Origin of the sequence: Proteus sp. NMG38-2 (genome assembly GCF_020640995.1) — a bacterium.
In the GTDB taxonomy this organism is placed as follows: Bacteria; Pseudomonadota; Gammaproteobacteria; order Enterobacterales; family Enterobacteriaceae; genus Proteus.
The window spans coordinates 1,828,128-1,854,499 of sequence record NZ_CP085481.1; the positions used below are offsets into that span (position 1 = coordinate 1,828,128).

28 protein-coding genes and 2 tRNA genes are annotated in these 26,372 nt (G+C 36.5%); 16 read left to right on the forward strand and 14 right to left on the reverse strand.

The window, feature by feature from the left end:
* Positions 1–74 precede the first annotated feature (74 nt).
* Positions 75–992 carry a L,D-transpeptidase family protein gene (locus LG402_RS08660; protein WP_282186890.1) on the forward strand — a complete coding sequence of 306 codons (918 nt, stop codon included), beginning with the start codon at positions 75–77 and terminating at the stop codon, positions 990–992.
* Between the two features lie 644 nt (positions 993–1,636).
* Positions 1,637–1,822 (forward strand): hypothetical protein, encoded by a 186-nt coding sequence (locus LG402_RS08665; RefSeq protein WP_227336800.1) that lies wholly within the window; start codon positions 1,637–1,639, stop codon positions 1,820–1,822.
* Between the two features lie 129 nt (positions 1,823–1,951).
* Here the strand turns inward: LG402_RS08665 and LG402_RS08670 are convergent, their stop codons facing one another.
* From LG402_RS08670 to LG402_RS08695, 6 genes are all read right to left on the reverse strand, one after another.
* Positions 1,952–2,191, reverse strand: a complete 240-nt coding sequence (locus LG402_RS08670; protein ID WP_036937280.1) for a major outer membrane lipoprotein — start codon at positions 2,189–2,191, stop codon at positions 1,952–1,954.
* Between the two features lie 265 nt (positions 2,192–2,456).
* Positions 2,457–3,515: a linear amide C-N hydrolase gene (locus tag LG402_RS08675; protein ID WP_227336801.1), complete on the reverse strand. Its 1,059-nt coding sequence runs from the start codon at positions 3,513–3,515 to the stop codon at positions 2,457–2,459.
* Positions 3,516–3,667: 152 nt separating this feature from the next.
* Positions 3,668–5,080, reverse strand: coding sequence for a pyruvate kinase PykF (pykF, locus tag LG402_RS08680; RefSeq protein WP_227336802.1), 1,413 nt, complete (start codon positions 5,078–5,080; stop codon positions 3,668–3,670).
* A 453-nt stretch (positions 5,081–5,533) separates the two neighbouring features.
* Positions 5,534–5,610: transfer RNA gene (locus LG402_RS08685), tRNA-Val, on the reverse strand.
* 29 nt (positions 5,611–5,639) lie between these two features.
* A tRNA-Val gene (locus tag LG402_RS08690) sits at positions 5,640–5,716 on the reverse strand.
* A gap of 149 nt (positions 5,717–5,865) precedes the next feature.
* Complete coding sequence (locus LG402_RS08695; protein WP_227336803.1) at positions 5,866–7,239, reverse strand: MATE family efflux transporter; 1,374 nt, start codon at positions 7,237–7,239, stop codon at positions 5,866–5,868.
* Between the two features lie 313 nt (positions 7,240–7,552).
* Here LG402_RS08695 and LG402_RS08700 point away from each other — a divergent pair, with 313 nt between their 5' ends.
* Positions 7,553–8,209, forward strand: a complete 657-nt coding sequence (locus tag LG402_RS08700; RefSeq protein WP_109408697.1) for a riboflavin synthase subunit alpha — start codon at positions 7,553–7,555, stop codon at positions 8,207–8,209.
* 98 nt (positions 8,210–8,307) lie between these two features.
* Here the strand turns inward: LG402_RS08700 and cfa are convergent, their stop codons facing one another.
* Together cfa and punC are read right to left on the reverse strand one after the other, a co-directional pair.
* Positions 8,308–9,462, reverse strand: coding sequence for a cyclopropane fatty acyl phospholipid synthase (cfa, locus tag LG402_RS08705; protein ID WP_109408698.1), 1,155 nt, complete (start codon positions 9,460–9,462; stop codon positions 8,308–8,310).
* 306 nt (positions 9,463–9,768) lie between these two features.
* Entirely contained in the window at positions 9,769–10,986 is a 1,218-nt protein-coding gene (punC, locus tag LG402_RS08710) for a purine nucleoside transporter PunC (protein WP_227336804.1), read from the reverse strand.
* A gap of 118 nt (positions 10,987–11,104) precedes the next feature.
* On the opposite strand from punC, the gene punR reads away from it, so the two are divergent.
* A complete protein-coding gene (gene punR, locus LG402_RS08715) occupies positions 11,105–12,007 on the forward strand; it encodes a DNA-binding transcriptional activator PunR (protein ID WP_166541354.1) in 903 nt (300 codons plus the stop codon).
* A 22-nt stretch (positions 12,008–12,029) separates the two neighbouring features.
* Here the strand turns inward: punR and purR are convergent, their stop codons facing one another.
* Positions 12,030–13,055 carry an HTH-type transcriptional repressor PurR gene (gene purR / locus LG402_RS08720; protein WP_036937255.1) on the reverse strand — a complete coding sequence of 342 codons (1,026 nt, stop codon included), beginning with the start codon at positions 13,053–13,055 and terminating at the stop codon, positions 12,030–12,032.
* Positions 13,056–13,323: 268 nt separating this feature from the next.
* On the opposite strand from purR, the gene LG402_RS22345 reads away from it, so the two are divergent.
* Positions 13,324–13,407 (forward strand): YnhF family membrane protein, encoded by an 84-nt coding sequence (locus LG402_RS22345; RefSeq protein WP_103004765.1) that lies wholly within the window; start codon positions 13,324–13,326, stop codon positions 13,405–13,407.
* Positions 13,408–13,544: 137 nt separating this feature from the next.
* Here the strand turns inward: LG402_RS22345 and sodB are convergent, their stop codons facing one another.
* The gene (gene sodB / locus LG402_RS08730; RefSeq protein ID WP_166541353.1) at positions 13,545–14,123 is read right to left on the reverse strand and encodes a superoxide dismutase [Fe]; all 579 of its coding nucleotides are present in this window, start codon (positions 14,121–14,123) and stop codon (positions 13,545–13,547) included.
* 376 nt (positions 14,124–14,499) lie between these two features.
* Here sodB and LG402_RS08735 point away from each other — a divergent pair, with 376 nt between their 5' ends.
* The 3 genes from LG402_RS08735 (at position 14,500) to LG402_RS08745 (ending at position 15,996) form a co-directional block, all read left to right on the forward strand.
* Positions 14,500–15,024: a hypothetical protein gene (locus LG402_RS08735; RefSeq protein WP_227336805.1), complete on the forward strand. Its 525-nt coding sequence runs from the start codon at positions 14,500–14,502 to the stop codon at positions 15,022–15,024.
* A 29-nt stretch (positions 15,025–15,053) separates the two neighbouring features.
* Positions 15,054–15,413, forward strand: coding sequence for a hypothetical protein (locus LG402_RS08740; protein ID WP_166541351.1), 360 nt, complete (start codon positions 15,054–15,056; stop codon positions 15,411–15,413).
* A gap of 79 nt (positions 15,414–15,492) precedes the next feature.
* Positions 15,493–15,996 (forward strand): hypothetical protein, encoded by a 504-nt coding sequence (locus LG402_RS08745; protein ID WP_227336806.1) that lies wholly within the window; start codon positions 15,493–15,495, stop codon positions 15,994–15,996.
* A 185-nt stretch (positions 15,997–16,181) separates the two neighbouring features.
* On the opposite strand, the gene LG402_RS08750 is transcribed toward LG402_RS08745, so the two are convergent.
* A complete protein-coding gene (locus LG402_RS08750) occupies positions 16,182–17,000 on the reverse strand; it encodes a sulfite exporter TauE/SafE family protein (protein ID WP_227336807.1) in 819 nt (272 codons plus the stop codon).
* Positions 17,001–17,544: 544 nt separating this feature from the next.
* Here LG402_RS08750 and LG402_RS08755 point away from each other — a divergent pair.
* Positions 17,545–18,009 (forward strand): OB-fold protein, encoded by a 465-nt coding sequence (locus LG402_RS08755; protein ID WP_109408703.1) that lies wholly within the window; start codon positions 17,545–17,547, stop codon positions 18,007–18,009.
* A 353-nt stretch (positions 18,010–18,362) separates the two neighbouring features.
* Positions 18,363–18,701 (forward strand): Grx4 family monothiol glutaredoxin, encoded by a 339-nt coding sequence (locus LG402_RS08760; RefSeq protein WP_072070287.1) that lies wholly within the window; start codon positions 18,363–18,365, stop codon positions 18,699–18,701.
* Between the two features lie 131 nt (positions 18,702–18,832).
* Here the strand turns inward: LG402_RS08760 and rnt are convergent, their stop codons facing one another.
* The gene (gene rnt, locus LG402_RS08765) at positions 18,833–19,471 is read right to left on the reverse strand and encodes a ribonuclease T (RefSeq protein WP_072070286.1); all 639 of its coding nucleotides are present in this window, start codon (positions 19,469–19,471) and stop codon (positions 18,833–18,835) included.
* Between the two features lie 95 nt (positions 19,472–19,566).
* Positions 19,567–19,974 carry a lactoylglutathione lyase gene (gloA, locus tag LG402_RS08770; protein ID WP_036937247.1) on the reverse strand — a complete coding sequence of 136 codons (408 nt, stop codon included), beginning with the start codon at positions 19,972–19,974 and terminating at the stop codon, positions 19,567–19,569.
* 183 nt (positions 19,975–20,157) lie between these two features.
* On the opposite strand from gloA, the gene LG402_RS08775 reads away from it, so the two are divergent.
* Both LG402_RS08775 and slyA read left to right on the forward strand, forming a co-directional pair.
* Positions 20,158–20,397: a DUF1289 domain-containing protein gene (locus LG402_RS08775; RefSeq protein ID WP_166541347.1), complete on the forward strand. Its 240-nt coding sequence runs from the start codon at positions 20,158–20,160 to the stop codon at positions 20,395–20,397.
* Between the two features lie 453 nt (positions 20,398–20,850).
* Positions 20,851–21,279 carry a transcriptional regulator SlyA gene (gene slyA, locus LG402_RS08780; RefSeq protein ID WP_109408705.1) on the forward strand — a complete coding sequence of 143 codons (429 nt, stop codon included), beginning with the start codon at positions 20,851–20,853 and terminating at the stop codon, positions 21,277–21,279.
* A gap of 174 nt (positions 21,280–21,453) precedes the next feature.
* On the opposite strand, the gene LG402_RS08785 is transcribed toward slyA, so the two are convergent.
* Entirely contained in the window at positions 21,454–21,921 is a 468-nt protein-coding gene (locus tag LG402_RS08785; protein WP_109408706.1) for a glycine zipper 2TM domain-containing protein, read from the reverse strand.
* Positions 21,922–22,142: 221 nt separating this feature from the next.
* On the opposite strand from LG402_RS08785, the gene anmK reads away from it, so the two are divergent.
* From anmK to pdxY, 4 genes are all read left to right on the forward strand, one after another.
* A complete protein-coding gene (anmK, locus tag LG402_RS08790) occupies positions 22,143–23,255 on the forward strand; it encodes an anhydro-N-acetylmuramic acid kinase (RefSeq protein WP_227336808.1) in 1,113 nt (370 codons plus the stop codon).
* Between the two features lie 45 nt (positions 23,256–23,300).
* Positions 23,301–23,954, forward strand: a complete 654-nt coding sequence (pdxH, locus tag LG402_RS08795; protein WP_227336809.1) for a pyridoxamine 5'-phosphate oxidase — start codon at positions 23,301–23,303, stop codon at positions 23,952–23,954.
* 130 nt (positions 23,955–24,084) lie between these two features.
* On the forward strand, positions 24,085–25,359 hold the full coding sequence (tyrS, locus tag LG402_RS08800) for a tyrosine--tRNA ligase (RefSeq protein WP_072067950.1): 1,275 nt from the start codon (positions 24,085–24,087) through the stop codon (positions 25,357–25,359).
* Positions 25,360–25,480: 121 nt separating this feature from the next.
* Complete coding sequence (gene pdxY / locus LG402_RS08805; RefSeq protein WP_109408709.1) at positions 25,481–26,350, forward strand: pyridoxal kinase PdxY; 870 nt, start codon at positions 25,481–25,483, stop codon at positions 26,348–26,350.
* Positions 26,351–26,372 lie beyond the last annotated feature (22 nt).

Below are 26,372 nucleotides of genomic sequence, written 5' to 3' on the forward strand. Positions count from 1 at the left end.
ATGAATAGCATAACAATGATAATGTTATCATCATAATAGTCAGTTTATTTTATTTCTAACACACGGGATAAACGATGAAAAAATGGTTAACTCTCTTGGGTGCATCGCTATTAGGGATGAGTAGTCACTTATCTTATGCTACAGAATACCTATTACCTGATGATGGCCAGCGTATTATTGGTAATAATCAATCTTACATTGTGCCGGATGACAAGCGTTCACTAGAAGCGATAGCGTCTGAATATCAAGTGGGATTGCTCAATATGATGGAAGCAAACCCAGGTATTGATCCTCTTCTACCCGATGCCGGTAAAACATTAACTATTCCGTTGCAGATGATTCTACCTGATACTGTACGAAAAGGTATTGTTATCAATCTTGCCGAATTGCGCCTTTATTATTATCCCAAAGAAGGTGGTACAGTTGATGTTTATCCTATCGGTATTGGCCAATTAGGGCGTGAAACACCTGAAATGGTGACTTCTATTTCTCAACTTATAAAAGATCCCACTTGGACACCAACGGCCAATATTCGCAAAAATTATGCAGCAAAAGGAATAACATTACCTGCGGTTGTTCCTGCTGGCCCTGAAAACCCTATGGGGGCTTATGCGTTAAGATTGGCTCATAGCAGGGGGGAGTACCTTATTCATGGTACTAACGCTGATTTTGGTATCGGTTTAAGAGTGAGCTCAGGCTGTATTCGTTTACGTCCAAATGATATTGAGACATTATTTAATGTAGTGCCTAAAGGAAGCCGAGTTCAGATTATCAATAAACCGATTAAATTTACTGAAACAGCAGACGGTAGACAATTTATTGAAGTTCATCAGCCACTGTCCCGCAATGAAGATGACGACCCACAAACCATGCCTTTTACATTTACGAAGCAATTTAATGCTTGGTATGAAAGTGGCAAAGTCGATAAAAATAAAGTCGATGCAGAGCTTATTCGTCGCTCGGGTATACCTATGGATGTGACTATTGATTAGATATCCCATAAAGTTATAGAAAAAAACAGATGCTTATAAGCATCTGTTTTTTTATAGGTAGCTAATTTATATAAAAACAATTTAAAATCATAAAAGTGTATTATTTAACATTAAATTAACGATTACTTCCTTAATATCAAAAATATCTTTTGTTGATATAGGTAAATTGCAGTTATGAAATTGATTCAAATAACATGGTTAGTACTTTTGAACGTGTTACTTCTAGTATTGAAAACAAATTTAGCCAGCTATCCGATTTATTAATATCAATTAAAAATAGTGCCAAAACATTGTTGTTAGGTAGTGAAGAACGTAAAAAAAGAAAATATAAACTGGATATGTGCAAAATTGATTAATCGTATTACAGTACCGATTAATCATAAATATGACACCATAAATGAAAAAAAACTGTCGCTTGAGGCCACTATCAGTTCTCGATTTAAACAGAATTCACTGTCTGGAAATACCACTGAACTATTTAGTTTAGTCAAGAATGAGCTTTTAAAACAACAGAATAATAAGCTATCGTTTACTGATGGTCATCCAAATAAGCAAATCAACTTAATGTTGGTGGCATTGTATGAAATACATGAACAAGCTAGTGCATTCATAAAAACAAAATTCATCCAGGGTTGAATTTGTACTTGAAATCACAAATAGAGTGTTTAATTAAAGATAATTTTATTATTGAACATAAAACAGGAAATGAAAAGAGTACTGTAAACAATGAAAATAGTAAATTTATTGATTTTCTTAGTAATATGCATGAAAAATACAAAGATGAATTGAATAATCATAAAAAAGCATTGAAAGAAAAAAATAGAATATAAAATTGAGGAATTCTCCAAGCTTCAAGAAAACCTAAAAGAATATAATCTGATATAAATTAAAGCCCTAACGACGTTAGGGCTTTGTGATTAATGCTTACCTAAAGCTTTTGAGCTTATCGGTGAGTCAACTTACTTTTTATAAGTAGTGACTTGGTTATCTAAACGTTGATTAGCACGAGCGGCTTCGTCATAAGCTGATTTAGCTTCAGCACGAGCAGATTGTACATCACTACTTAGTTGTTGAACTTGAGAATTCAGGCTACTTACATCAGAAGAGATTTGATCTAACTGTGCATTATTACTAGAAGAACAACCTGCTAATAAGCCTGAAGCCAGAATTACCGCACCTAGTACAAGTTTCGCTTTCATAGTTACAACCTCTATTATTAATTTGTGTAAAGGAACAAGTAGCATTTATATGAAGCCATTAATAAGTATGGCACAGATATAAGAAAATGCTGGGTTTATTTACCATATTCTACTTACTCATTAACTGAACAATAGAAAAAATAACACCTAAAACGCAAATATTCAGTACAAAAAATGCGTGTTATTTCACAAAAGAATTTTATTCATAAAAGTCTGATAGAAAAACATATTATCTGCTCTTTTTTATTATTGCTCATGCATTTATCTATAAATTACCTTCTAAATTTACTTTTATGAAAATAGGTTCTGCCTCATTTTTAAATGCTTCAAGCGTAAATTTTTGGAAGTTAAGATTGTTATACCCTCTAAAAAAGAGTATTCCTCGTTCTAAATCTGTGAGCGTTGTCCACACTGAAAATTCACTAGTATGAAGCGCTTTTAACGTGTCATGGCCTAGTAATGGATCGATTGTGGAATTTTTAGGACGATCGAAACGGTTCATGATATGTGCTAATTCAACGAGTTGTATATCAGGATCAGACACTTGGTGATAATACGTTGTATAGTAAACCGCACGAATAAATCTATCGACAGAAGTATCAGAGCTTGGTAAGGAAGCTAAAGCAATCCCGCTATCTGGTTGTTTGACTTTAACATTTCCCAATGTGCTGGTGGAAATATTAACATTAGAAAGATGAGTGTAATTATTTAAGTTAGTAAGATGCCATGGAAATAATGGGCCATTGGTCATGCAATAAGTCGGATTATCATAAATATGCAAACGACCATCAGAAACTTCAACAACAATACAAGCTCCAGTTTTATCGTAAAAAGCATAATGAAAAGGGCTGGGTAAATTGCGTAAAAGTAATAGTTTTTGTGACCAAAAAGCCGTCTTAGGAATGGCTTGTCTTAACTCTTCAACGGTTGCATATTGTGCTAAAGCCCATTCACCGATGGCCGCAATAGGTACTGATGTTGCGTAATCTTGCGGGGTAATATCATCGAGTTTTGAATCAGGAAGCATATTCAAGCTAAAAGAAAGGCCTTGAGCATTGACGCCCTCAAGTACGTCTTTTGTCCCTTCTAAATTAATTGGCGCTGTAATGGCAATAAAAGGGTATTTAACGGCATATTTTAGTCCTGGTGTACCGTCAGGAGCATTCTGTTGGAAAGTATGTGCTTTAGGATAATATGCAAAGATTGAAGCGGGTTTGTCTGTTGAGAATTCCATTGTTCTACCATGGTAAATACGATTTTTTTTATCTTTAATCGCGAGGGTAGTACAAGCAAAAACATTAGTATTTATTGTGTCATCAGACATTTTATATCCTTATTTAGCGTATATGAATAAAAGGCTTACTAAAAGGATAGAAGAAGTGGAAAAGAAAAGAGAAGAAATAAATAAAATATGGGTGAATAATAAAAAACGCCACTTAAAAAGTGGCGTTTTGAATAATTAATGTACTATGTGAATTACAGAACGTGAACAGATGAAGTATTTGTTGTTCCGCTATCAACTAATGCGCCTGTTACCATAACAACGCGATCGCCAGCATGAGCTAAACCACTCGCTAATGCGGCTTCTTTACCGATACGGTAGAAGTCATCAGTAGAAGAAATTTCGTTAACTAATTGAGTTGTTACACCTTTAACCAACAGAAGTTGACGAGCAGTTTCTTCATTGTTTGTTAATGCTAAGATTGGTGCTGTTGGGAAATATTTACGGATAGAACGTGCTGATTTACCGCCGAAAGTAGCAACAACGATAAGTGGTGAATCTAAGTTATCAGCCATTTCAACCGCACCGCGACACACTGCTTCAGTAACACGCAGTTTTGCACCTTTTTGGCTTACTTCGAGACGTGATTTCATGATGCGGTCAGTACGATCACAAATCGTGGCCATGATAGTTACCGCTTCTACTGGGTATTTACCTTTCGCACTTTCACCTGACAGCATAACTGCGTCAGTACCATCTAAGATAGCATTCGCAACGTCACCCGCTTCAGCACGAGTAGGGCGTGGATTTTTGATCATTGAATCTAACATTTGCGTTGCAGTGATAACCACTTTGCGCGCTGCGTTACATTTTTCGATCATCATCTTTTGTGCAAAGATAACTTCTTCAACTGGGATCTCAACACCTAAGTCACCACGTGCAACCATGATACCGTCAGAGGCTTCTAAAATTTCATCGAAATTATTCAAACCTTCTTGGTTCTCAATTTTTGAGATGATCATGATGTTTTCGCCACCGTGTGCTTTTAAGTGTGCACGCATTTCTTCAACATCAGAACGTTTACGAATGAATGAAGCTGCAACAAAGTCAACACCTTGTTCACAACCAAAGATAAGATCTTGTTTATCTTTTTCTGCTAATGCAGGTAAACCGATAGAAACGCCAGGTAAGTTAACGCCTTTGTTTTCACCTAAGTCACCGTTGTTTAAAACTTCACAAACGACTTCAGTATCAGTAACTTTTGTTACTTTCATACCGATAAGGCCATCATCAACTAATACAGTATTACCAACGGTTAAATCTTTTGCGAAACCTTCATAAGTTACAGCTACACACTCTTTATTACCAACAACAGATTTGTCTGTAGTAAAAGTGAAAGTTTGGCCAGCAACTAAAGCGACATCGTTACCACCTTCTAATTTGATGGTACGAATTTCTGGACCTTTAGTATCTAATAAAATAGCGGCTTTTTTGCCTGTTTTAGCGCAAACGTTACGCAGGTTCTTGATACGGTTGCCATGCTCTTCATAGTCACCGTGAGAGAAGTTTAGACGCATAACATTCATGCCCGCGTCCAGTAATTGATTCAGTTTTTCTTCAGATTCGGTTTTTGGTCCGATGGTGCAAACAATTTTTGTCTTTTTCATGGCAGTCTATTTAATGGTTGTATTGTAATGGATGAATAAGGATTAATGTCGCTATTTTTAATCAACTGTGCGAAACAGAATATGTAAACTCATCTCTAATGGATAAGTTGCGCAACATGTTAATGATCCAGCAACATCATAAAAAACTTGTCACTATTTTGTATCAAAGGTTGGTAGACATCTTACATTATAGTCTATCACGATTCATTTGTTCTGTTTTCTAAAGATGCCCGTAAATCAATACGCTGAAACCTTTCAACAAAATTATGTTTCGTATTATAGAGGTTAATTTCTATGAAGAAAATCGAAAAAAGGTAAATTTAAGTGATGTGATCAAAATACGGTGCTGATTGCTTGTTTTTTAAACGTTTTGTTGCGCAATAAATTTTTGCAAGCCAAATTAATTATTTTGTAGGGTAGGTAAGATGAGTAAAAATCAGAAAAAAAGAGAAATGGTGCGTCCAAGTGGACTCGAACCACCGACCCCCACCATGTCAAGGTGGTGCTCTAACCAACTGAGCTATGGACGCACTGTATTGAGATGTTGTTGAAAAATAAATGGTGCGTCCAAGTGGACTCGAACCACCGACCCCCACCATGTCAAGGTGGTGCTCTAACCAACTGAGCTATGGACGCATTATCTATTCTGGGTAACAACGGGAACGAATATTAACGAGATGATCTGATTCTGGCAAGAGGAAAAACACAAATTTATACTCAACTGCTCGTATTTAAAGCTATTTGTTGATATTTGTGTCATTCTCTTGCCAAATTAACCTTTTTGTTTAACGCTCTGAGCGTAATAACACCACTTCATCAGATTGACGCTGGATCCACCAAATACGGGAACCCATCATAATCGCTGATGCGGTTAAACCAAGAATAAAGCCAATCCAGAAACCGGCAGGGCCCATCGCTTCAACCAAATAATCAGTACGCCCTAAGATATAACCTGAAGGCAGACCAATGACCCAGTAGGCAATAAAAGTAATAAAGAAGATAGAACGCGTATCTTTATACCCACGTAATACACCTGAGCCAATAACTTGTACTGAATCTGATAACTGGTAAAGGGCAGCGAATAACATTAGATGAGAGGCTAATGTCACAACTTCAATATTATCGTTATACATTAAGGCAATTTTTTCTCTAAAGATAATAGAGAAAACGGCGGTACAGCTTGCCAGTATTAAACCAACTGCAAGGGCTGTAATCGCTGAAATACGAGCCTGTTCTGTAGAACGTTGCCCCAAGTTATAACCCACACGGATAGTTGCTGCTATACCCAATGATAGAGGGAACATAAACATCAATGAGCTAAAATTCAGTGCAATTTGATGGCTTGCCACTGCAGTAACGCCCAAAGGTGATACTAATAATGCAACAACGGCGAAAAGTGTTACTTCAAAGAATAATGCCAAGCCAACAGGTAGGCCTAAAAAAGTAATACGTTTTATAGTGTGGAATTGCGGAGGCACTAACCGTTTTACTGGCATTACATCTCGCTGTGTTGGTGCTCTACGCACGTAATAACGCATCATCAAGAACATTGCCCAGAAAACAGAGGCAGTTGCAACACCACAACCTATCCCCCCTAATTGTGGCGCACCAAATTTACCGTAAATAAAGGCGTAGTTAACAGGGATGTTAATTAATAAACCAATAAAACCAATGATCATACCGGGTTTCGTTTTGGATAACCCTTCACATTGACTTCGCAAAACTTGATAATAAAGACAGCCAGGAGCACCCCACATAATGGCGTGGATAAAGCCAATAGCTTTTTCCGCCAATTCAGGTTCAATATCATGCTGTGCTTCAATAATAAATCGGCTGTTATAAAGTATAGCTATAACCATGATTGATAAGAACGTCGCGAGCCAAAAACCTTGCTGTGTACGATCCGCAATATGTTTTCGTTGTCCTGAGCCATTTAATTGTGCAACGATTGGCGTCAATGCCATTAATATGCCTTGACCCAGTAAAATCGTTGGTAACCAAATAGACGTGCCTACTGCCACTGCGGACATTTCTGTCGCATTTACAGCACCCGCCATAACAGTATCAACCACACCCATTGCCGTTTGGGAAAATTGCGCGATGATAACGGGGATACCTAAAGCAAGTAAGCTACGCGCTTCTTTTATGTACTTCTGCACGCATACACCTTTATTTATTATAAGAAAAAGGAAGGAAAGGAAGAGAACAAACGCCGTATTGTTAAAATGGCGTAAAGAGATCCTCAAGAAGGCATATTCTAATGATAAAAGTTTAATTAGCAACGAAAGATGCTTAGCTTTTTAAACACAGGATTTTGATAATTTATTAGGTGTTTTTACGTTATATTTAACGGCAATTCTCAGCAAGGAATAAATACGATAATTGTTCCTTTGTATTAATAAGAGCTATGTTATTCTAACTAGCATAAGCCTAAATTGAGTTTACCAGTTTATCTACCCAAGGAGATGTAAGATGTTTACAGGTATTGTTCAGGGAAAAGGGCGAGTTATTGCTATAGAAGATAAAGGCGATTTTCGTACCCATATCATTGAATTACCGAAAGAGTTAGTCGGTAACTTAGAGACAGGAGCCTCTGTTGCGAACAATGGTTGCTGTTTAACGGTTACTAAAATCGAAGGTACGCACATTAGCTTTGATTTAGTGAAAGAGACGTTACGCCTCACTAACCTTGGTGAATTAAACGTGGGCTCTGAAGTTAATATTGAACGCGCAGCTAAATATGGTGATGAAATAGGCGGGCATGTGATGTCTGGCCATATTGTCACAACCGCCGAAGTTGCCAAAATTATTACTTCAGAAAACAATTTACAAATTTGGTTTCGCATCTTCGATAAATCGTTGATGAAATATATTTTGCATAAAGGCTTTATCGGTATTGATGGTATTAGTCTGACTATTGGTGATGTGGTTAATAACCGATTCTGTGTTCATCTTATTCCAGAAACACGAGATAGAACGACACTCGGTCGTAAACGCCTTGGCGATAAAGTGAATATTGAACTTGATCCTCAAACTCAAGCGATTGTGGATACAGTTGAACGTGTTATGGCACAGCAAGCACAGCAACAAGCTTTATTAGCAGCACAGCAAAGTGAAAACGAAGAGTAATAATAACATTATGACTTATTAGCTTTATTGCTTTTTAAACCAGATTAAAAAGAAAGCCAGTCTATTGATTAAACTGGCTTTTTTGTTTTTAATAAAAATTAACGTGGAATTTGTAAACCACCAATTTGCCCTTTAGGGCTTAACATGATTTGCCATAATTGAATATCTCTGGCTCTAAATGCACCAGCACAGGCATTTAGATAATAGCTAAACATGCGTTTAAAGCGCGGTGTGTAATTTGATTCAATCTCTGGCCAACAGGTTAAAAAGCGCTGATACCATGCCATCAGTGTTTTATCATAATCAGCACCAAAGTTGTGCCAATCTTCCATTACAAACTTACCGTCCATGGCATGTGCAATTTTTTGAATTGACGGCAAGCAACCATTAGGAAATATATATTTACTTATCCAGCTATCTACATTCACTTTATCGCGATTAGATCCAATGGTATGCAGTAAAAACAGACCGTCTTCTTTTAAGTTACGGCGAACTACTTTAAAGTAGGTTGCATAATTTTTAGGGCCAACATGCTCAAACATCCCAACAGAAACGATGCGATCAAATTGTTCATGTAAATCGCGATAATCTTCTAAAATAATATTAACATCAAGTCCTTGGCATCGTGCCTGTGCCAATTTCTGCTGTTCAACAGAAATGGTGACACCTGTGACAGAAACACCAAAATGTTTTGCTGCGTAAGCGGCAAGCCCACCCCAACCACAACCGATATCTAATAAAGTCATTCCGGGTTTTAAATCTAGCTTCCGGCAAATAAGATCTAATTTGTGTTCTTGAGCTTGTGCTAAGTTATCTGCATTTTTCCAATAGCCACAGGAATATTGCATATTAGGATCAAGCATAGATGTAAATAAATCATTACCAAGATCGTAATGCTCTTTACCAACCATCCATGCACGTTTTTGTGTTTGTAGATTAAAAAGACGGGCCGTTGCAATTTTGAAAATATCACGTAGGTTTTGCGGAAGCTTATTTTCAAGGCCTGCACGCAATACTTTATGAAAGAATATATCAAGTCGCTCACAATCCCACCAACCGTCCATATAGCTTTCACCGAGACCTAATGAGCCTTGTTGCAATACTCTTTTATAAAAATTTTGATTGTGAACCTGAATATCATAAGGTTCAGAGCCATTTACTCGAATATCTGCATGAGTTAATAGTTCTATAGCGATCCTTTTATAAGGATCATTAGAGGTCTTTCGGCCTTCTTCTACACAAGATGTACTCATATACTCTCCGGCGTAAACTAAGCGGGTTTTGAGACATAAAGCTAAAAAAGGACGTGTACAGATTGACAGTATTAAAATGGTATTGTGTTCAATATGGATTGAACGAATAGAATTAATAAGACAACTAATCTGACATAATCAGCTAATAATCTGTTTAATGCCTCAAAATCCGAAAGAAAAATAAATAAAACGCCACTACAGCGTATAGATAAGTATAGAGACGTAGATTATTTTTCTCTAGAAAAGAAAAAGGCCATTTTTTATAAAATGGCCTTTTTAAGAATATTCCTAAAAGGAGAGGTGTGGTTATTCTGCTGTTTGAACTGTGTGTTTGCTAACGGATTTATTACGCTGAATAAAGTAGCCAACCGCCATTGGGATCGCTGTTAACGCCATAATTGCTGTGGTGTTAATAAGCGGTTGTTGGCTGATAAATGCAGACACGATAAAACTTGCTAAACTACAAAGACCCAGTTGTAGAGCATTTTGTAATGCGGCTGCTTTACCACTGATTTCAGGATAAGCCGATAAAGCATTAGATACAGCGATTGGATAAGAAGCACCATTCATTGCAGCCATAATACAGAACGGAATTAAGATCGTGGTTAATGTTGGCTCAGTAAATTTAGCAACAAGGTATAATGCAGTCATACTAACAGCATAGCCAATTAACAGCAGTGGTAATAATGCTTTACCCGTCATTTTTGACAGTAAAATACGACAACCATAGCCACCGACCATAAAGGCAATAGTTTGTGGAATATAGCTTAAACCGATATCCTGTGGTGAGTAACCCATCTTCTCAAGAATAATAGGTGAACCTGCTAACCAAGCAAAGAAACCTGCACTACAAGAAGCGTAAACTAATACGTTACCTGTATAGAGAGGGGATTTCAGTAATGTCATAAATGACGCAGTAGATTGGTTTGCATCGGAGATTGATTTTTGTTTAATATTTTTCAGCATTAATGTTGGTAACATTAAAACAAGTGTTACTGCCATTAATAGCATAAAAATCATACGCCAGCCGCCGTGATTTAATAGTGATGCACCAATTAAAGGGGCGAGTGCAGGTGATAATGCAACCAGTGGCATAATTAAAGCAAAAACGTGTTGAGCGCGAGATTCATCGAAGCGATCAATAACTAATGCTTGCCAAATAACAGCTGCAGAGCAGACACCAAAAGCTTGTAAGAAGCGCATCGCAAGTAAACCCGTTGCACTTTCAACCCACAACATACCAAGGCAGCCTAAAGAGAAAAGGCTTAATCCAATAAGAAGAATAGGTTTACGACCAACTTTGTCAGAAAGTGGTCCCCAAAGTAACTGAGCAACAGCAAAACCAAATAAAAAGATACTTAAGCTATTACTGATAGCGCTTTCGCTGATAGCAAGTTCACGCTGCATCATACCGAATGCAGGCAAGTACATATCAATTGCTAAGTAACCCAGCATACTCAAACCTGCTAGGTACACCATGAAGCTCATAGGTGTTTTTGATTGTGTGGACGTTTTAGTATTCATTTTATTTTCTATGCTATGTGATGTAGAACATTTTATGTATTGTAACTAAGACTTATTTTACTTGTGAAACGGGAATATTTGGTTAATGCTGTGAAAAATTTTCAAAGGAATAAACTCTATGTGGTCAGAATACTCTTTAGAAGTTGTTGATGCAGTCGCAAGAACAGGAAGTTTTAGCTCCGCTGCTCAAGAATTGCACAGAGTGCCCTCCGCCGTTAGTTATACTGTTCGGCAATTAGAGGAATGGCTCGCCGTTCCTTTATTTGAGCGCCGTCACCGTGATGTAGAATTAACCGATGCGGGTAAAATTTTCATCAAAGAAGCGCGATCTGTTATCAAAAAAATGAATGACACTCGACACCTATGTCAACAGGTTTCCAATGGGTGGCGTGGTCAATTTAGTATAGCAGTTGATGGCATTGTTAAACCCGAAAGAACACAACAACTTATTCTCGATTTTTATCGCCATTTTCCTGATATTGAGTTGTATGTCTACCCAGAAGTGTTTAATGGGGTGTGGGACTCCTTAGTTAATGGTCGTGTTGATTTAGCCATTGGTGCAACAAGAGCGTCACCGATTGGTGAACGTTATAGTTTCAGGGATATGGGTTTTATGCCTTGGCGCTGTGTTTGTCATGTTGATCACCCATTAGCTAAAGCAGAACATCCATTAACCGATGATGAAATGCGACCTTATCCTAGCTTATGTTTAGAGGATACATCACGTAGTTTACCAAAGCGTGACACTTGGGCGTTAAATAACCAACGTAGAATGGTTGTACCAACATGGGATATGGGGCTTGAGTGTTTGTTGGCAGGATTATGTGTAGGAATGGTACCTTGGCATCGTGCTGAGCCATTGATAGCCCAAGGAAAGCTAGTTACTTTAAAACTTGCACAGCCATTGCCAGACAGTCCATGCTGTCTGACGTGGGTTGATAAAAGTGAATCGCCTGCTTTAACGTGGTTGTTAGATTATCTTGGAAATAGCCAAACCTTAAATGAGGAATGGCTTCGCTAGACATCAGATAACTGAATAGGAATTAGCGACGATAGTCGATAAAAGGACCATCAGCAACTGAACGACGCTCAACCAATCGAGGGTGTACTTCGATTGTTTGGGCATCTTCACGTTTGTTAACGATGCGATCAAGCAACATTGATAAGGCCATTTGACCTAAACGTTCTTTGGGCTGGTGGACTGTGGTTAGTGCAGGGGTAAAATAACGTGCATTACGAATATTGTCATAACCTACGATTGAAATATCAAAAGGAACACGTAAACCTAGCTCATCTGCAGCACAGATTGCACCCATTGCCATCACATCACCGCCACAAAAAACTGCAGTAGGGCGTTGTTTTTGATTTAGCATTTGATACATCGCTTTATAACCTGACTCAGGTTCAAAGTCACCTTGTACAATCCACTCATCTTTTACTGTGATTTTGGCTTCTTCCATGGCTTTTAGAAAGCCTTGTAGACGACCACCACCGGTGTTGCGCTCTAATGGTCCAGGAATAATACCGATATCACGATGACCTCGTTCGATAAGATAACGGCCAGCGATATAACCACCATGAAAAGCGTTATCGATAATAGTATCTGTAAAGTCGCCACGGGCCTTACCCCAATCCATGACAACCATGGGAATATTACGATAGCCTTCCAAAAGAGTCAGAAGATGATCGGGATATTCAGAACACATCACTAATAACCCATCAACGCGTTTTTGTGCCAGCATCGCTAAATAGGCTTTTTGTTTATCAAGATTATTATGTGAATTACATAAAATCAGTGTATAGCCTTTGCTATAACAACTGTTTTCAACTGCTTCAATCACTTCAGCAAAGTAAGGAGCTTCACTGGACGTGGCTAACAGGCCAATAGATTTGGTGTGATTGACTTTCAAACTACGCGCAACGGCACTAGGCGAATAATTTAATTCTTTTATAGCGGCCCAAACTGCTGCCCGTGTGTTCTCAGCAACAAAACGTGTTTTGTTGATCACATGAGAAACAGTCGTGGTTGATACGCCTGCGCGTTTTGCCACGTCTTTTATTGTTGCCATGGTGTGGAAAACTCCTGACCTTCATTGGTCTCTTTTATCTAATTTTGTGGTTTAACTGCCAGTATAGTCATACATAGGGCAAACACTGGCAATAATTTAGCGATTAGCTATGAATTTTGTATGATCTAGCTCAAAAGTGAAAGTATTAATCAATGTTATAAATTGTGCACTGGTCGCTATTTTAGCAAATTTTGATATGTGATAATAATTAACCATGACAAGGTTATGGTTAATAACGTGTATTATAATCATATTGAGGGAGATATAGATGGATACGGATCTGAAATTTGGTTTGAGCACAGCAGTAGCAGCGCTTGTTATGATTGTTTTATTTTCAACTATGTTGTTCTAATCACTGCTTTATAAAATATCCGATCAATTGTAATAATAAATTATCGAATATCTGAATATAACAAAGGGCTCAAGGCCCTTTGTTATTATGTCACCAAAAATGAATCACAATCATTCACTTTTGATCACTAAGTTCAATTAAGCTAGGTTAGCTTCAACAAATGACCAGTTAACCAGTGCCCAGAACTCTTCTAAATATTTAACGCGGGCATTACGGTAATCGATGTAGTAAGCGTGTTCCCATACATCCACAGTTAACAGAGGTTTGTCTGCACCTGAAACTGGCGTTGCCGCATTAGAGGTGTTAACAATGGCAACTGAACCGTCAGCTTTTTTAACTAACCAAGTCCAACCAGAACCGAAGTTTTTAGCGGCTGCATCATTAAATTGCTTTTTAAACTCTTCAAAAGAGCCAAATGCTTTGTTGATAGCATCAGCAATTTTACCTGTTGGTGCGCCACCTGCATTTGGTGCTAAACAGTTCCAGTAGAAAGTGTGGTTCCATACTTGAGCCGCGTTATTGAAGATGCCACCATCAGTAGATTTAATGATTTCTTCTAAAGATTTGCTTTCTAAATCAGTACCTTTAACCAGATTGTTTAAGTTGGTTACATAGGTTTGGTGATGTTTACCATAGTGGAATTCTAATGTTTCTTTAGAGATATGTGGCTCAAGAGCATCTAACGCATAAGGTAATTTTGGTAATTCGAAAGACATTGCGTACTCCTTTATACTATCTATTTCGGGTTTTGTGCCTGAAATCATTTCATCTAAATTGATAAAATGAGGCAAATGAATCACTAATTTGTTGCTATTTTGCTAATTATTTTAACAAAAACCTGCTGAAATAACAGCTAAATATATTTTATCTATAGTTATAAGCCATATAGATTAGTAATACTCATAAGAGTATATCCCTCTTGCTTACACGTAAAGTAGCAAAATCGCATTTATAATGAGATAGGTAAAAATAAAAAAATAACAATTTAATACTGTTACGATAGCTTAATGAATCAATTAACATTGTGTGGTTCAGGAGAAGTAGTTACAGCTCATATAGGGTAATGAACTTGTTTTTAAAGGAATATACAATATGAAAAAGCTATTTATAGGTATTGGCATGATAGTATTTTTATCTGGTTTTGGTTTTAAAAGTAATGAACCTTTGAAATTAGATTTTGGAAGATCAATTGATGATATTCCTTTTATAAAAAATGGCGTGTGTGAAACAGAGGAAGATATTGTCACTTGTTTTTTTAATAATGAGCCTCCGTTTGAGAAAGACTCTGATAGAAATGCATTAAAATTTTATAAAGGTAAATTAATTGGCGTAGAGCTATCCTATTTTGGTGGCGATGACATTGATTCGGTCTGTGATCTTTTAGCTCAGAAAATGAAAAATATTTATCCTTTAGTTAAAGATAAAAAAGCATTGTTAACAGAGGTAAATAACTGTAAGGAGTTAGAGGTAATCGAATATGAGTCATTAAGTGAGAATAAAATATTTGTATTTTCTGATATAGAGAGTATTGAGGCTAAAGAAGGGGATATAGAAATAATGTATTCACATAAGCCTTATTATTTATACATTTATCGTCGTAGCGATATTGTAGATTAAATTTACGCAAATAGAGTGTAGGAGTTAAAATGAGTTATAATATTGCATTATTTGATTTTCCTATTCCGGATGATTTTGAAAAAGCGTGTGAATACTTCGAAAAATATGAAGATGAAGATATTCAAGAATTAAGCCCATCAATGTTGCGTTTTTATCAAGAAATTTCTTATTTATATCCATGCCTTTGCGAATTACCTGATGATGAAATAGATGATAGTGTGTGGTGTGATGGACCTTTAATTAATAACTTTATGACCAAAATCCCAGTTATTGGTTTTGTTTACTCTAAAGTAGATGAAACTCTTCCTGTGGTTATTAAATTAGCAAATAAAATAGGAATTTCAGTCCTTGATTGGCAGCAAGGAACGGTATTTAATGCTAAACAATAAAATGATATTTGAGATGATATAAGGGTTGATTTAAATTCTCCGATAATAGTTTAAATTTTTTCAATGGAGTGATAAAAGCATGCATGGAAGTATAATTTTTAAGTATTTTTCTATAAAAAATTTAGCTCAGAGTCTATTTTTGCTTATTTTTTGTGGTGTGCTAAATGGCTGTAGCATGTTCTATGGTATTGCATGCAGTACCAGTATTTTATTTACACCGTCAGAATCACAAGAAAAAATCTATATGCCAGAAGCTGTTGTTAATCAAAATTATGATCAACAGATTGAAATTGGGGTATTTTCTGGTTTAGCTCCATATTATATTGTGGAAAGTCCTGAATGGGTTACTGTGACATTAATGATCAAAAATAAAGATGGGGAGTGGCTTTCTCTTATTACAGATGAAGATTGGCAAAAGCATGTCATACATCAAGACGAGCGTCCTATCATTTTTGCTCATTTACAAGGAACAGCACCTAAAAGTGGCAATGTACGGATAAAAATAAAAGCCACAGTAGGGCGTACTATGTGTGGTACAACGGATCCTGTTTTTGCTTTACAAGTCAAAGTGAGAAAAGAATAAGCTATCCGTGATACTTAAATATATTTGTTTTAATTAGGTGAAGATTACCTAATGAGATTCGTTCATTTTATTTTATCTATAAATACCCTAACTTACTAAAATCTAACATTATTAGAAATGTTAGATTTTAGTATTGCTTGTTTTTATAGAATAATTTAACGGAATATGATTTTCAGAACAGGCGCTTATCCTGTAATAAGCGTATACATCATTTTCACTACGACTAAGAATAGGAATAATGCAAATATTTGACGAACTCTAGGAATTGGTAGGCGATAAGCAACTTTAACACCGATAGGTGCGAAGAGTATGCTAGTTATGCTTATTCCGATAAAGGCAGGTAAATAGATAAAACCCAAGTAATAATCATCAATATTTGTTTGATTCCAACCGTAGACAATACCCATGATTGTGCCGATAGAAGCAATGATGACACCAATCATTGAAGAGGTTGCAATACATTTACGTGTATTAAATCCCCAATGACTTAAAAGAGGGATAGTAATAGTGCCACCAGCAATGCCGATAAAGCTGGATATAAAACCAATTAAAGAGCCACCACTTGTTAAGGCAGGTTTTGAAACAACAGGATCTTTTACGTTTTCAATGCGTTCCGCTTCTTTCTTTTTAGTTAATAAACCATAGATGGTATATACCATGAAAATACAGAACACGATTTGCAATATCGTGTTTGACATTTTTTGTACTAGAAATGTTCCCACAAGCATACCAATGATAGTGCCAATGGATAATAAAGGAAATTGTTGCCATAAAATGGCTTTATGCTTGTTATGGGAATACGCCGAAGATGCAGTGGAAAATATAATAACAGAGAATGAGGTAGATAAGGCTATCTTCATCACCATATCTGTTGGGATGGCTTGCTGGCTGACCACATACATGACCACTGGAACAATGATTGCACCGCCACCAATACCAAGTAATCCAGCAAAAAAGCCAGTGATACATCCCACTAAAAGAAACAGTAAAATCATGTCCATCATTAATACTCATCAGGGTTTATAACAAACTCATTTATATACATTATATCCTTTTAAGAAGGTAGCGTTTTATCTTAATGTATAGATTATGAAATTTAATGTGTTGATATTGATATGAAAATTGTTATTTCTTTTCTTGCTATTTTTTTAATATGAAAGAATATATAGCTAAATATAATTCAAATAAAGAAATAAATTAAATATTTAATCTTGGATTTTATAATAAATTCTACTTTTAAACTATAAGCTAAAAATAATTATATTAATTTTATAGGGATAATAAATCGGAATATGACTAGCTTGTTTTTATTTATTTATGGAAGCCTAGGGTGGCAAGATTTTTCTTATTTAAAATAAGATAACGAAAAGTTATAGTACTATTTTTTCATGTTCTATACTTTTAGATCAAAATATTAAGCTATTTAGAAAGAGTCATACATTTATCCATAATGTTGGCGAGGGCGTTGTTTTATTTAATTAAAATAGATTTTTATCTTATTGGATTTATATTTTATCTATTTTTTTTTGACTTTATAAAGAAATTTGTATGAAGAAGACGGTGTTATTACTATCTATAATCACATTATTATCAGGGTGTAAAATAAATGAAGCTATTCGTTCAGTTAATAGTGCTGTGAACCAAATAGTTCCATCGATGGAATCGACAGTAACTGAAGCGACTTATGCAGAAATATGTAAGGACTTTAGTGATAATGAGATAGCAGCTAAGAAAAAATGGAGAGGAAAGTGGGTTATTTTTGAAGGAAGAGTGACCACTATTGCAAGTTTGGAAGAAGTAGTCAGATATGACCTCTATAAACCAACACCACCTAAAGTCGTTGCTATTTCATTTAATAATAAAGCTAGTGCTTCATATACTTTAAAACCAAGTGAAGAAGAAAATGTTCTTAAAATTAAGAAAGGACAAACTGCAAAAATAAAAGGTGAAATAACTGATATTGCTAATACTCTGGGTTGCTTGATCCTTTTAGACAACGGAACCATACAGTAATAATTCATATAATTAAGCTAATCGATTCGAGCACTGAGAGTTTTCTCAATCGAAATGTTCTCAGCCTCTTAATTGAGGCTTTTTATTTTATTCGTATTTTAGCTCGTAAATGTGCTGGTAGTAGGTAGTGAAATAATGAGATAAAACACACTCATAAACATCTGTAACGCATTGATTTATTTTCTATGCATCATCGTGCACTTTCTCGTCAATAGTATTGCGATTTAACACCAACCTATTGTTTTATATTGATAACTAAACTTATATAGAGCTTTCCAATATAAAGTGGTATTCTTCTTTCATGTTTTCCCCTATAAAGCATATTGAATATAAAAGGCTGTAAGGACTTACAAATGACGACTATTGAAAAAATTGAACGCCAGATCAATGAAAACCCAATTATTTTATACATGAAAGGTTCACCAAAATTACCAAGTTGCGGTTTTTCTGCTCAGGCAGTTCAAGCTATCTCTGCTTGTGGTGAGCGTTTTGCGTATGTTGATATCCTGCAAAACCCAGATATTCGTGCAGAATTACCAAAATATGCACACTGGCCAACTTTCCCACAATTATGGGTAGATGGTGAATTAGTCGGTGGATGTGACATCATTCTAGAAATGTATCAGCGCGGTGAATTACAGAAGTTACTAAAAGAGACTGCTGATAAATATCGTGGTGAAGAAGAAGCCTAATTATTATTTTTCTTTTAATAGATTGATATTAAAAGAAATAAAAATAAATTAAGTATTCAATAAGAAAAGCCAGTTCAGTGATGAACTGGCTTTTTTCTGTTATTCATATTGTTATCATTGAAATAATAGAATTAAGGTGTTGGTAATGGCCATCCACCGAGCTTTTTCCAGCGATTAACTAACTCACAAAAAAGTAATGATGTGCGATTCGTATCATACAACGCACCATGAGCGAGTTTGCTATCAAAAGGTATTCCTGCAGTGATACAGGCTTTAGCTAAAATAGTTTGCCCCAAAACTAATCCACTTAACGCCGCTGTATCAAAGGTGGCAAAAGGATGAAAAGGGTTTCGTTTTAACCCTGCACGTTCAGCCGCAGCCATGACAAAGCTATGATCGAAATTTGCATTGTGCGCTACAATGATAGCGCGGTTACAATCAGCATCCTTCATTCCTTTGCGTACCATTTTAAAAATTGCATGCAAGGCTTCATATTCACTGACTGCGCCACGAAGTGGGTTTGTTGGGTCAATGCCTGTAAATTCTAAGGCAGCAGGTTCTAGATTAGCACCTTCAAAGGGATCAACATGAAAATGTAGCGTATTATCAGGTTTTAACCAACCTTGTTCATCCATTTTTAATGTAATGGCTGCAATTTCAAGTAAACCATCTGTTTTTGCATTAAATCCACCTGTCTCAACATCAATAACAACAGGGTAGTAACCTCGAAAACGGTTACAAAGCTTATTGGGATTATTTATTTCAGGCATCAAATTGTACTTATCCGATAAAAATAAAATATCGGAAATTAATAATAAGCAAGGCCAGAAAGATAAATAGATTATCTTTCTGGTTTAAATAAAAATCAGTTACCTAGTGCGTGACTTGCACTTTTATTTTCGATGAGTTCGATTTTGTACCCATCAGGATCTTCAACAAAAGCAATAATAGTTGAGCCTCCTTTAACTGGGCCTGCGTCACGGGTAACATTACCGCCAGCTTGACGAATAGCTTCACAGGTTGCTGCAACATCATCAACACCCAGCGCAACATGGCCAAAAGCCGTTCCCATTTCATAGCTGTTTACACCCCAGTTATAGGTTAACTCAATAACCGCACCGGTGCTCTCATCACCATAGCCAACAAAAGCTAACGAGTATTTATATTCCTCATTCTCGCTAGTGCGTAGAAGTTGCATACCTAATACTTTGGTATAAAAATCGATAGAACGTTGTAAATCGCCTACACGAATCATGGTATGAAGTACTCGCATATAAACCTCTCGTGTTTTTTTAATGTTAAACCTTACAGATAAACTGATGGCGCAGTACTATAGCGCGTTAGAGCCCTAAAGTTCAATTTTACTACACCCTTAACAGTTCAATCAGTGCATTGTGCAGATAATCTCTCCATTAACTATACTCTATAGTAACAAACAACAGGGGGGGGAAATCAAATGCAAGATCAATTAGAATTTTTTGATATTCCTAGCCCTTGTATTGGACGTTGTGAAATGAATGCTCAAGGTTACTGCATGGGATGCTATCGTAATCGGCAAGAACGATTTAATTGGTCAACAATGAGCACACAAGATAAAAGAAATGTATTACGCCTTTGTCAGCAGCGTTATTTAAGATCATTTAAAAAAGGAGGGGCGACAATAGAAAAAGAAAATGAACAACTTAATTTATTTTAAATGTTCCACTTATTTTTTAATCTTGAAAAATAAATGAAGTATTGTTTTAATTCATTTTTGTTATTTATTATAGTTAGTTGGTTTATTATTTTTTCTTTATTAATATAATTATATCTATTAAAAATATTTCTAATGACTATTTATTTGTAATTGCATGATAACAAAAATATTTTTCTTTACGGGGGGGTAAATCGTGAAATAATGATTGTTATTATGTAAAAAAATATAGATTAGTTTTTATAACAAGGTTATTCTTTATGAACTTTCGTTGTCAGAAAGAAAATAAATTAATCAAGTATTGAAAATAATTACTTATCTAATAAATAGGAATATAATTATATTAGTTATTAAAGGTAAATATTTTAATTAAAAAGAATAGGTAAATGTTGTATTAAAAATGAATATCTAAACTTTGCAATAAGTTGACTGAAAATACTAATTAAGGAGAGATAAGTGGAATCAACATTAGGAGCAGATTTGGCGCGTTTAGTTCGATTATGGCGTGCTTTAATTGATCATCGTCTCAAACCATTAAAATTAACTCAAACTCATTGGATCACTTTGTATAATATTAGCCAATTACCACCAGAGCAGTCACAAATTCAATTGGCTAAAGCTATAGGTATAGAGCAACCATCTTTAGTAAGAACACTAGATCAACTGGAAGAAAAAAAACTGATATGTAGACATACATGTGCAAATGATCGTAGAGCAAAACGTATAAAATTAACAAACGAATCTGAACCTTTTATTAATGAAGTCTATGCAGTTATAGAACAAACAAGACGAGAGATATTGGGTGATATTCGACGAGATGAGATTGAAACGTTAATTGGTATTATTCAAAAGTTGGAAAAAAATATAAATAGACTAAATAGCTAATAATTTCAAAATCAATATATAATCTATTTAAATAAAGATTAATTACTATTGTGATAATAATTATTACGTGAGGGTAATAAATAGGTAGGTTATATATTTAATCTCTCTTTAAATTTATTATTATAGATCATAAAAAAACAGGCAACATTAAGTTGCCTGTTTTTTATCCATGAATTATCGAGGAGATACAGTTAAATTATTTCCATTACCAATAACAGCAACACGTTGACCTTGGCTATAAACAGTATTATCTGCTTTTTGAACGATTGCCACAGTTTTACCGCTATCTAGACGAACTTCAATTTGAACACCTTTGGTAGTATTTAATGCACCTTGTGCTTGTTGTCCAGCCATACCACCTGCGATTGCACCAGCTGCTGTTGCAAGGTTACGGCCTGTGCCACCACCAATTGTGTTACCTAACATTCCGCCAAGAACAGCACCACCAATGGCACCTAAGATATTCTCATCACTGCCTGCCTGAATATTAACCGCACGAACAGAAACAATCGTACCATAAGTAATATTTTGCGCTTGTTTAGCTTGGCTTGCTGTGTAAGTGTCGCCCGATAATGAACTTGTGTTCACACAACCAGTAAGAACGGTCATCGTAAAAAGACCAATAAGTAAATGCTTAAACATAGTTACTCCTAAAGAAAACCTGAGGTACATTGTTCAGGTTATACCAATGTTGTCTAGTATCAGTTATAGACTATTTTTTACTTATGTCGACACTGATTTTAATAATATATAGCTTACTATATAGTAAAGGCCGATAGTAAAAACAGAAGAGATTTCTGAAAAAAGAGAATATAACATTATATGTTAAAAATTTGCATCATCTTGATTATAAGGAAAAGAACATGAGAGCAGGGCGATACATTGGCGTGATGTCTGGCACAAGCTTAGATGGTGTTGATGTTGTATTAGCTGCAATCAATAATAAGTTCGTTGCACAACAAGAAACTCATTTTTTACCTTATCCACAACTTCTACGTCAACGTATTTTAGCTGTTTGCCAAGGACAACCCACTACTCTACATGAGCTAGGCTTATTAGACGCACAATTAGGAGAGCTATATGCTCAAGCAATTATAGAGTTACTGGCAAAAGTAAAACTGAGTGCAAGCGATATTACGGCGATAGGGTGCCATGGACAAACGGTCTGGCATGAACCTGAAAGTGATATGCCATTTACTATGCAAATCGGTGACAACAATCGTGTGGCTGCATTGACAGGGATCACCACTGTCGGTGATTTCCGTCGTCGTGATATTGCATATGGTGGACAAGGCGCGCCTTTAGTGCCTGCTTTTCACCTTGCAGTATTAGGGCATTCTATCGAGAGACGTATTATTTTAAATATTGGGGGTATTGCCAATATTTCATTATTATTGCTTGGTGTTGCAGTAAAAGGCTATGACACTGGCCCAGGCAATATGTTGTTAGATAGCTGGAACTGGATACACAACCAAACGCCTTATGATGATAATGGGCAATGGGCAGCAACTGGAAAAGTAAATGCTGCATTATTAAAAGATATGCTGTCTGATCCTTATTTTTCTCGTTCAGCACCTAAAAGTACCGGGCGAGAATATTTTAATACGCAATGGTTAAACTATCACTTAGCAAGAGTACCTAATGTTTTCCCTGAAGATGTACAAGCCACTTTAGTTGAATTAACCGCTATCAGTATTGTGCAACAAATACAATTAAGCGGGGGATGTGAACGTCTTTTAGTCTGTGGTGGAGGTGCTAGAAATGGGCAAATTATGCATCGTTTGGCCTCATTATTACCAGGCACAGAAGTGGCACCTACAGATAAATATGGTTTAAGTGGTGATGATATGGAAGCGCTTGCATTTGCTTGGCTCGCAGCTAGAACTATTGCCAATGAATCAGGAAATTTACCTTCTGTCACAGGGGCATCAAGAGAAACCGTTTTAGGGGCGATTTACCCTACAAATCCTCGTTAAGCGTGATATGCTGAATGCAGTTTCTCAAAAGAGAGAGAATGAAAAATGACAGATATTGATTTTATTGATGTTGCTGATTTACGCCGTGAATATATGAAAGGTGGATTACGACGTCATGAACTAACTGAACAGCCATTGGTATTGTTTGAGAAATGGCTAAAACAAGCTTGTGAAGCGCGTTTAAGCGATCCTACAGCAATGTGTGTTGCAACTGTTGATGAAAATGGACAACCTTACCAGCGTATCGTGTTATTAAAGCACTTTGACGAACATGGCTTAGTTTTTTACACCAACTTGGGCAGTCGTAAAGCGAGTCATTTAGAGCATAACCAAAGAGTGAGTTTGTTATTTCCTTGGTATCCCTTAGAAAGACAAGTCTGTTTTTTAGGGAAGGCAGAAAAACTTTCGCCTATTGAAGTTTTGAAATACTTCCACAGTCGCCCTAAAGATAGTCAAATTGCGGCTTGGGCTTCTCAACAGTCTTCACGCATTTCTGCAAGAGGCGTGTTGGAAAGTAAGTTTATGGAATTAAAACAGAAATTCCAAAATGGAGAAGTCCCATTACCGAGTTTCTGGGGTGGATATCGTGTGACATTTGAATCTGTTGAATTTTGGCAAGGACGAGAAAATCGTCTACACGATCGCTTTATTTACCAAAAATCACCACAAGGATGGGATATTGAGCGATTAGCACCTTAATGGTGCTAATAAATTTGTCTCAAAAAGTCTTTTTCTACTGGTACTTAACGTAGTGGCGCTTTATGCTATACCACTTGTGTTTCACTTATATTTTAAATAGACAAAAAACAATAAACCGATGGAGTCATTGATGTCTAGCAAGAACCTAATCACACAATTGCAGGAGCGTGGGCTAATCGCTCAGGTCACGGATGAGGCAGCTTTAGTAGAGCGTTTGGAGCAAGGTCCTATCGCTCTCTATTGTGGCTTCGATCCTACCGCTGATAGCCTGCACTTGGGGCATTTGGTTCCTTTGCTGTGTTTAAAACGATTCCAACTAGCCGGGCATAAGCCTGTGGCGTTGGTGGGTGGTGCAACGGGTCTGATTGGTGATCCTAGTTTTAAAGCCACCGAGCGCAAACTGAATACCCAAGATACTGTTCACGAATGGGTAGAAAAAATTCGTAAACAAGTGTCACCTTTCTTAGATTTCGACAGTGGTGAAAACAGTGCGGAATTAGCAAACAACTATGACTGGTTTGGTCAAATGGATGTGCTGACATTCCTGCGTGATATCGGTAAACACTTCTCTGTGAACCAAATGATCAACAAAGAAGCGGTTAAACAGCGTTTAAACCGTGACGATGTGGGTATCTCTTTTACTGAATTCGCCTATAACCTATTACAAGCTTATGACTTCGCGTCATTAAATACGCATTTAGGTGTTGAATTACAAATCGGTGGCTCTGATCAGTGGGGTAATATCACTTCAGGTATCGATTTAACTCGCCGTTTCAATCAGAAACAAGTATTTGGTATGACTGTACCATTAATTACTAAATCTGACGGAACTAAATTCGGTAAGACAGAAGGTGGTGCGGTTTGGTTAGATCCTAAGAAAACAAGCCCATACAAATTCTATCAGTTCTGGATCAATACAGCAGATGCTGACGTTTATCGCTTCTTAAAATTCTTCACCTTTATGAGCATTGAAGAAATTAATGCACTTGAAGAAGAAGATAAAAATAGCGGTCAAGCGCCTCGTGCTCAACGTGTATTAGCAGAACTAGTTACGGGTTTAGTTCACGGTGAAGAGGGATTAGTCGCTGCTAAACGTATTACAGAAAGCTTATTCTCTGGTGCAATTGCAGACTTAACACAAGCTGATCTTGAACAATTAGCACAAGACGGTATGCCGACAATTGAATTAGAAAAAGGCAGTGATTTGCAACAAGCGCTGGTTAACGCAGAATTAGTTCCTTCTCGTGGTCAGGCTCGTACAATGATTGGCTCTAATGCTGTTTCAATTAACGGCGAAAAACAAGACAATCCTGAATACGTCTTTGAAGAAAAAGATTTCTTATTTGGTCATTATTCTATTTTACGTCGCGGTAAAAAACACTACTGCCTTGTTATCTGGAAATAATTGACAGTAAAGGGCAGCCGGTGAGTTGCCCTTTTTCTTAATAACAATAAATAACGTATATACCTCGCCTATGATGATAAAGCTTGGGTGTTGTGTGTATTCACAATAATCGGTTTATGTCATGAAAAATATACTCTCTATTCAATCTCATGTTGTTTTCGGTCACGCGGGTAACAGTGCTTCTGAGTTTCCAATGCGTCGGATGGGTGTGAACGTTTGGCCTTTAAATACGGTGCAATTTTCAAACCACACACAGTACCCAGAAAAATGGACTGGATGTGTTATGTCAGCAGAACATATTACAGAAATTGTTGATGGTATTGCCGCAATCGGCAAGCTCTCACAATGTGATGCTGTACTAAGTGGTTATTTGGGATCGGCTGAACAAGGTTTGCGTATTGTTGATATCGTTAAAAAAGTAAAACAAGCCAATCCTAACGCATGGTATTTTTGTGATCCTGTGATGGGGCATCCTGAAAAAGGTTGTATTGTCCCTCCTGCTGTTTCAGGTGTGCTGTGTGAAGAAGCTTTACCAATTAGCGATATTATTGCCCCTAATCTTTTAGAGCTTGAAACATTAAGTGGTGGTAAAGCACTTCACAACGTTGATGAGTGCGTAAACGCTGCTCGTGAATTGTGTAAACAAGGCCCTAAGATTGTATTAGTAAAACACTTATCACGTGCTGGATATCGCCATGATCGCTTTGAAATGCTGTTAGTAACCGCAGAACATAGTTGGCATGTTAGTCGCCCATTAGTTGATTTTGGTGAGCGTCAACCCGTGGGAGTCGGTGATTTAACCAGTGGTTTAATGCTGGTGGATTTACTCAAAGGGGTTGAGTTACAAACTGCATTAGAACACGTTGCCGCGGCAGTTTATGAAGTGATGCTCAAAACGAAAGAAATGAATGAGTACGAATTGCAACTCGTTGCTGCACAAGATCAAATGGTGCATCCAACACATAGATTCTGCGCAACACAGATAGATTAATTGCAATAAAACAAATTTGATT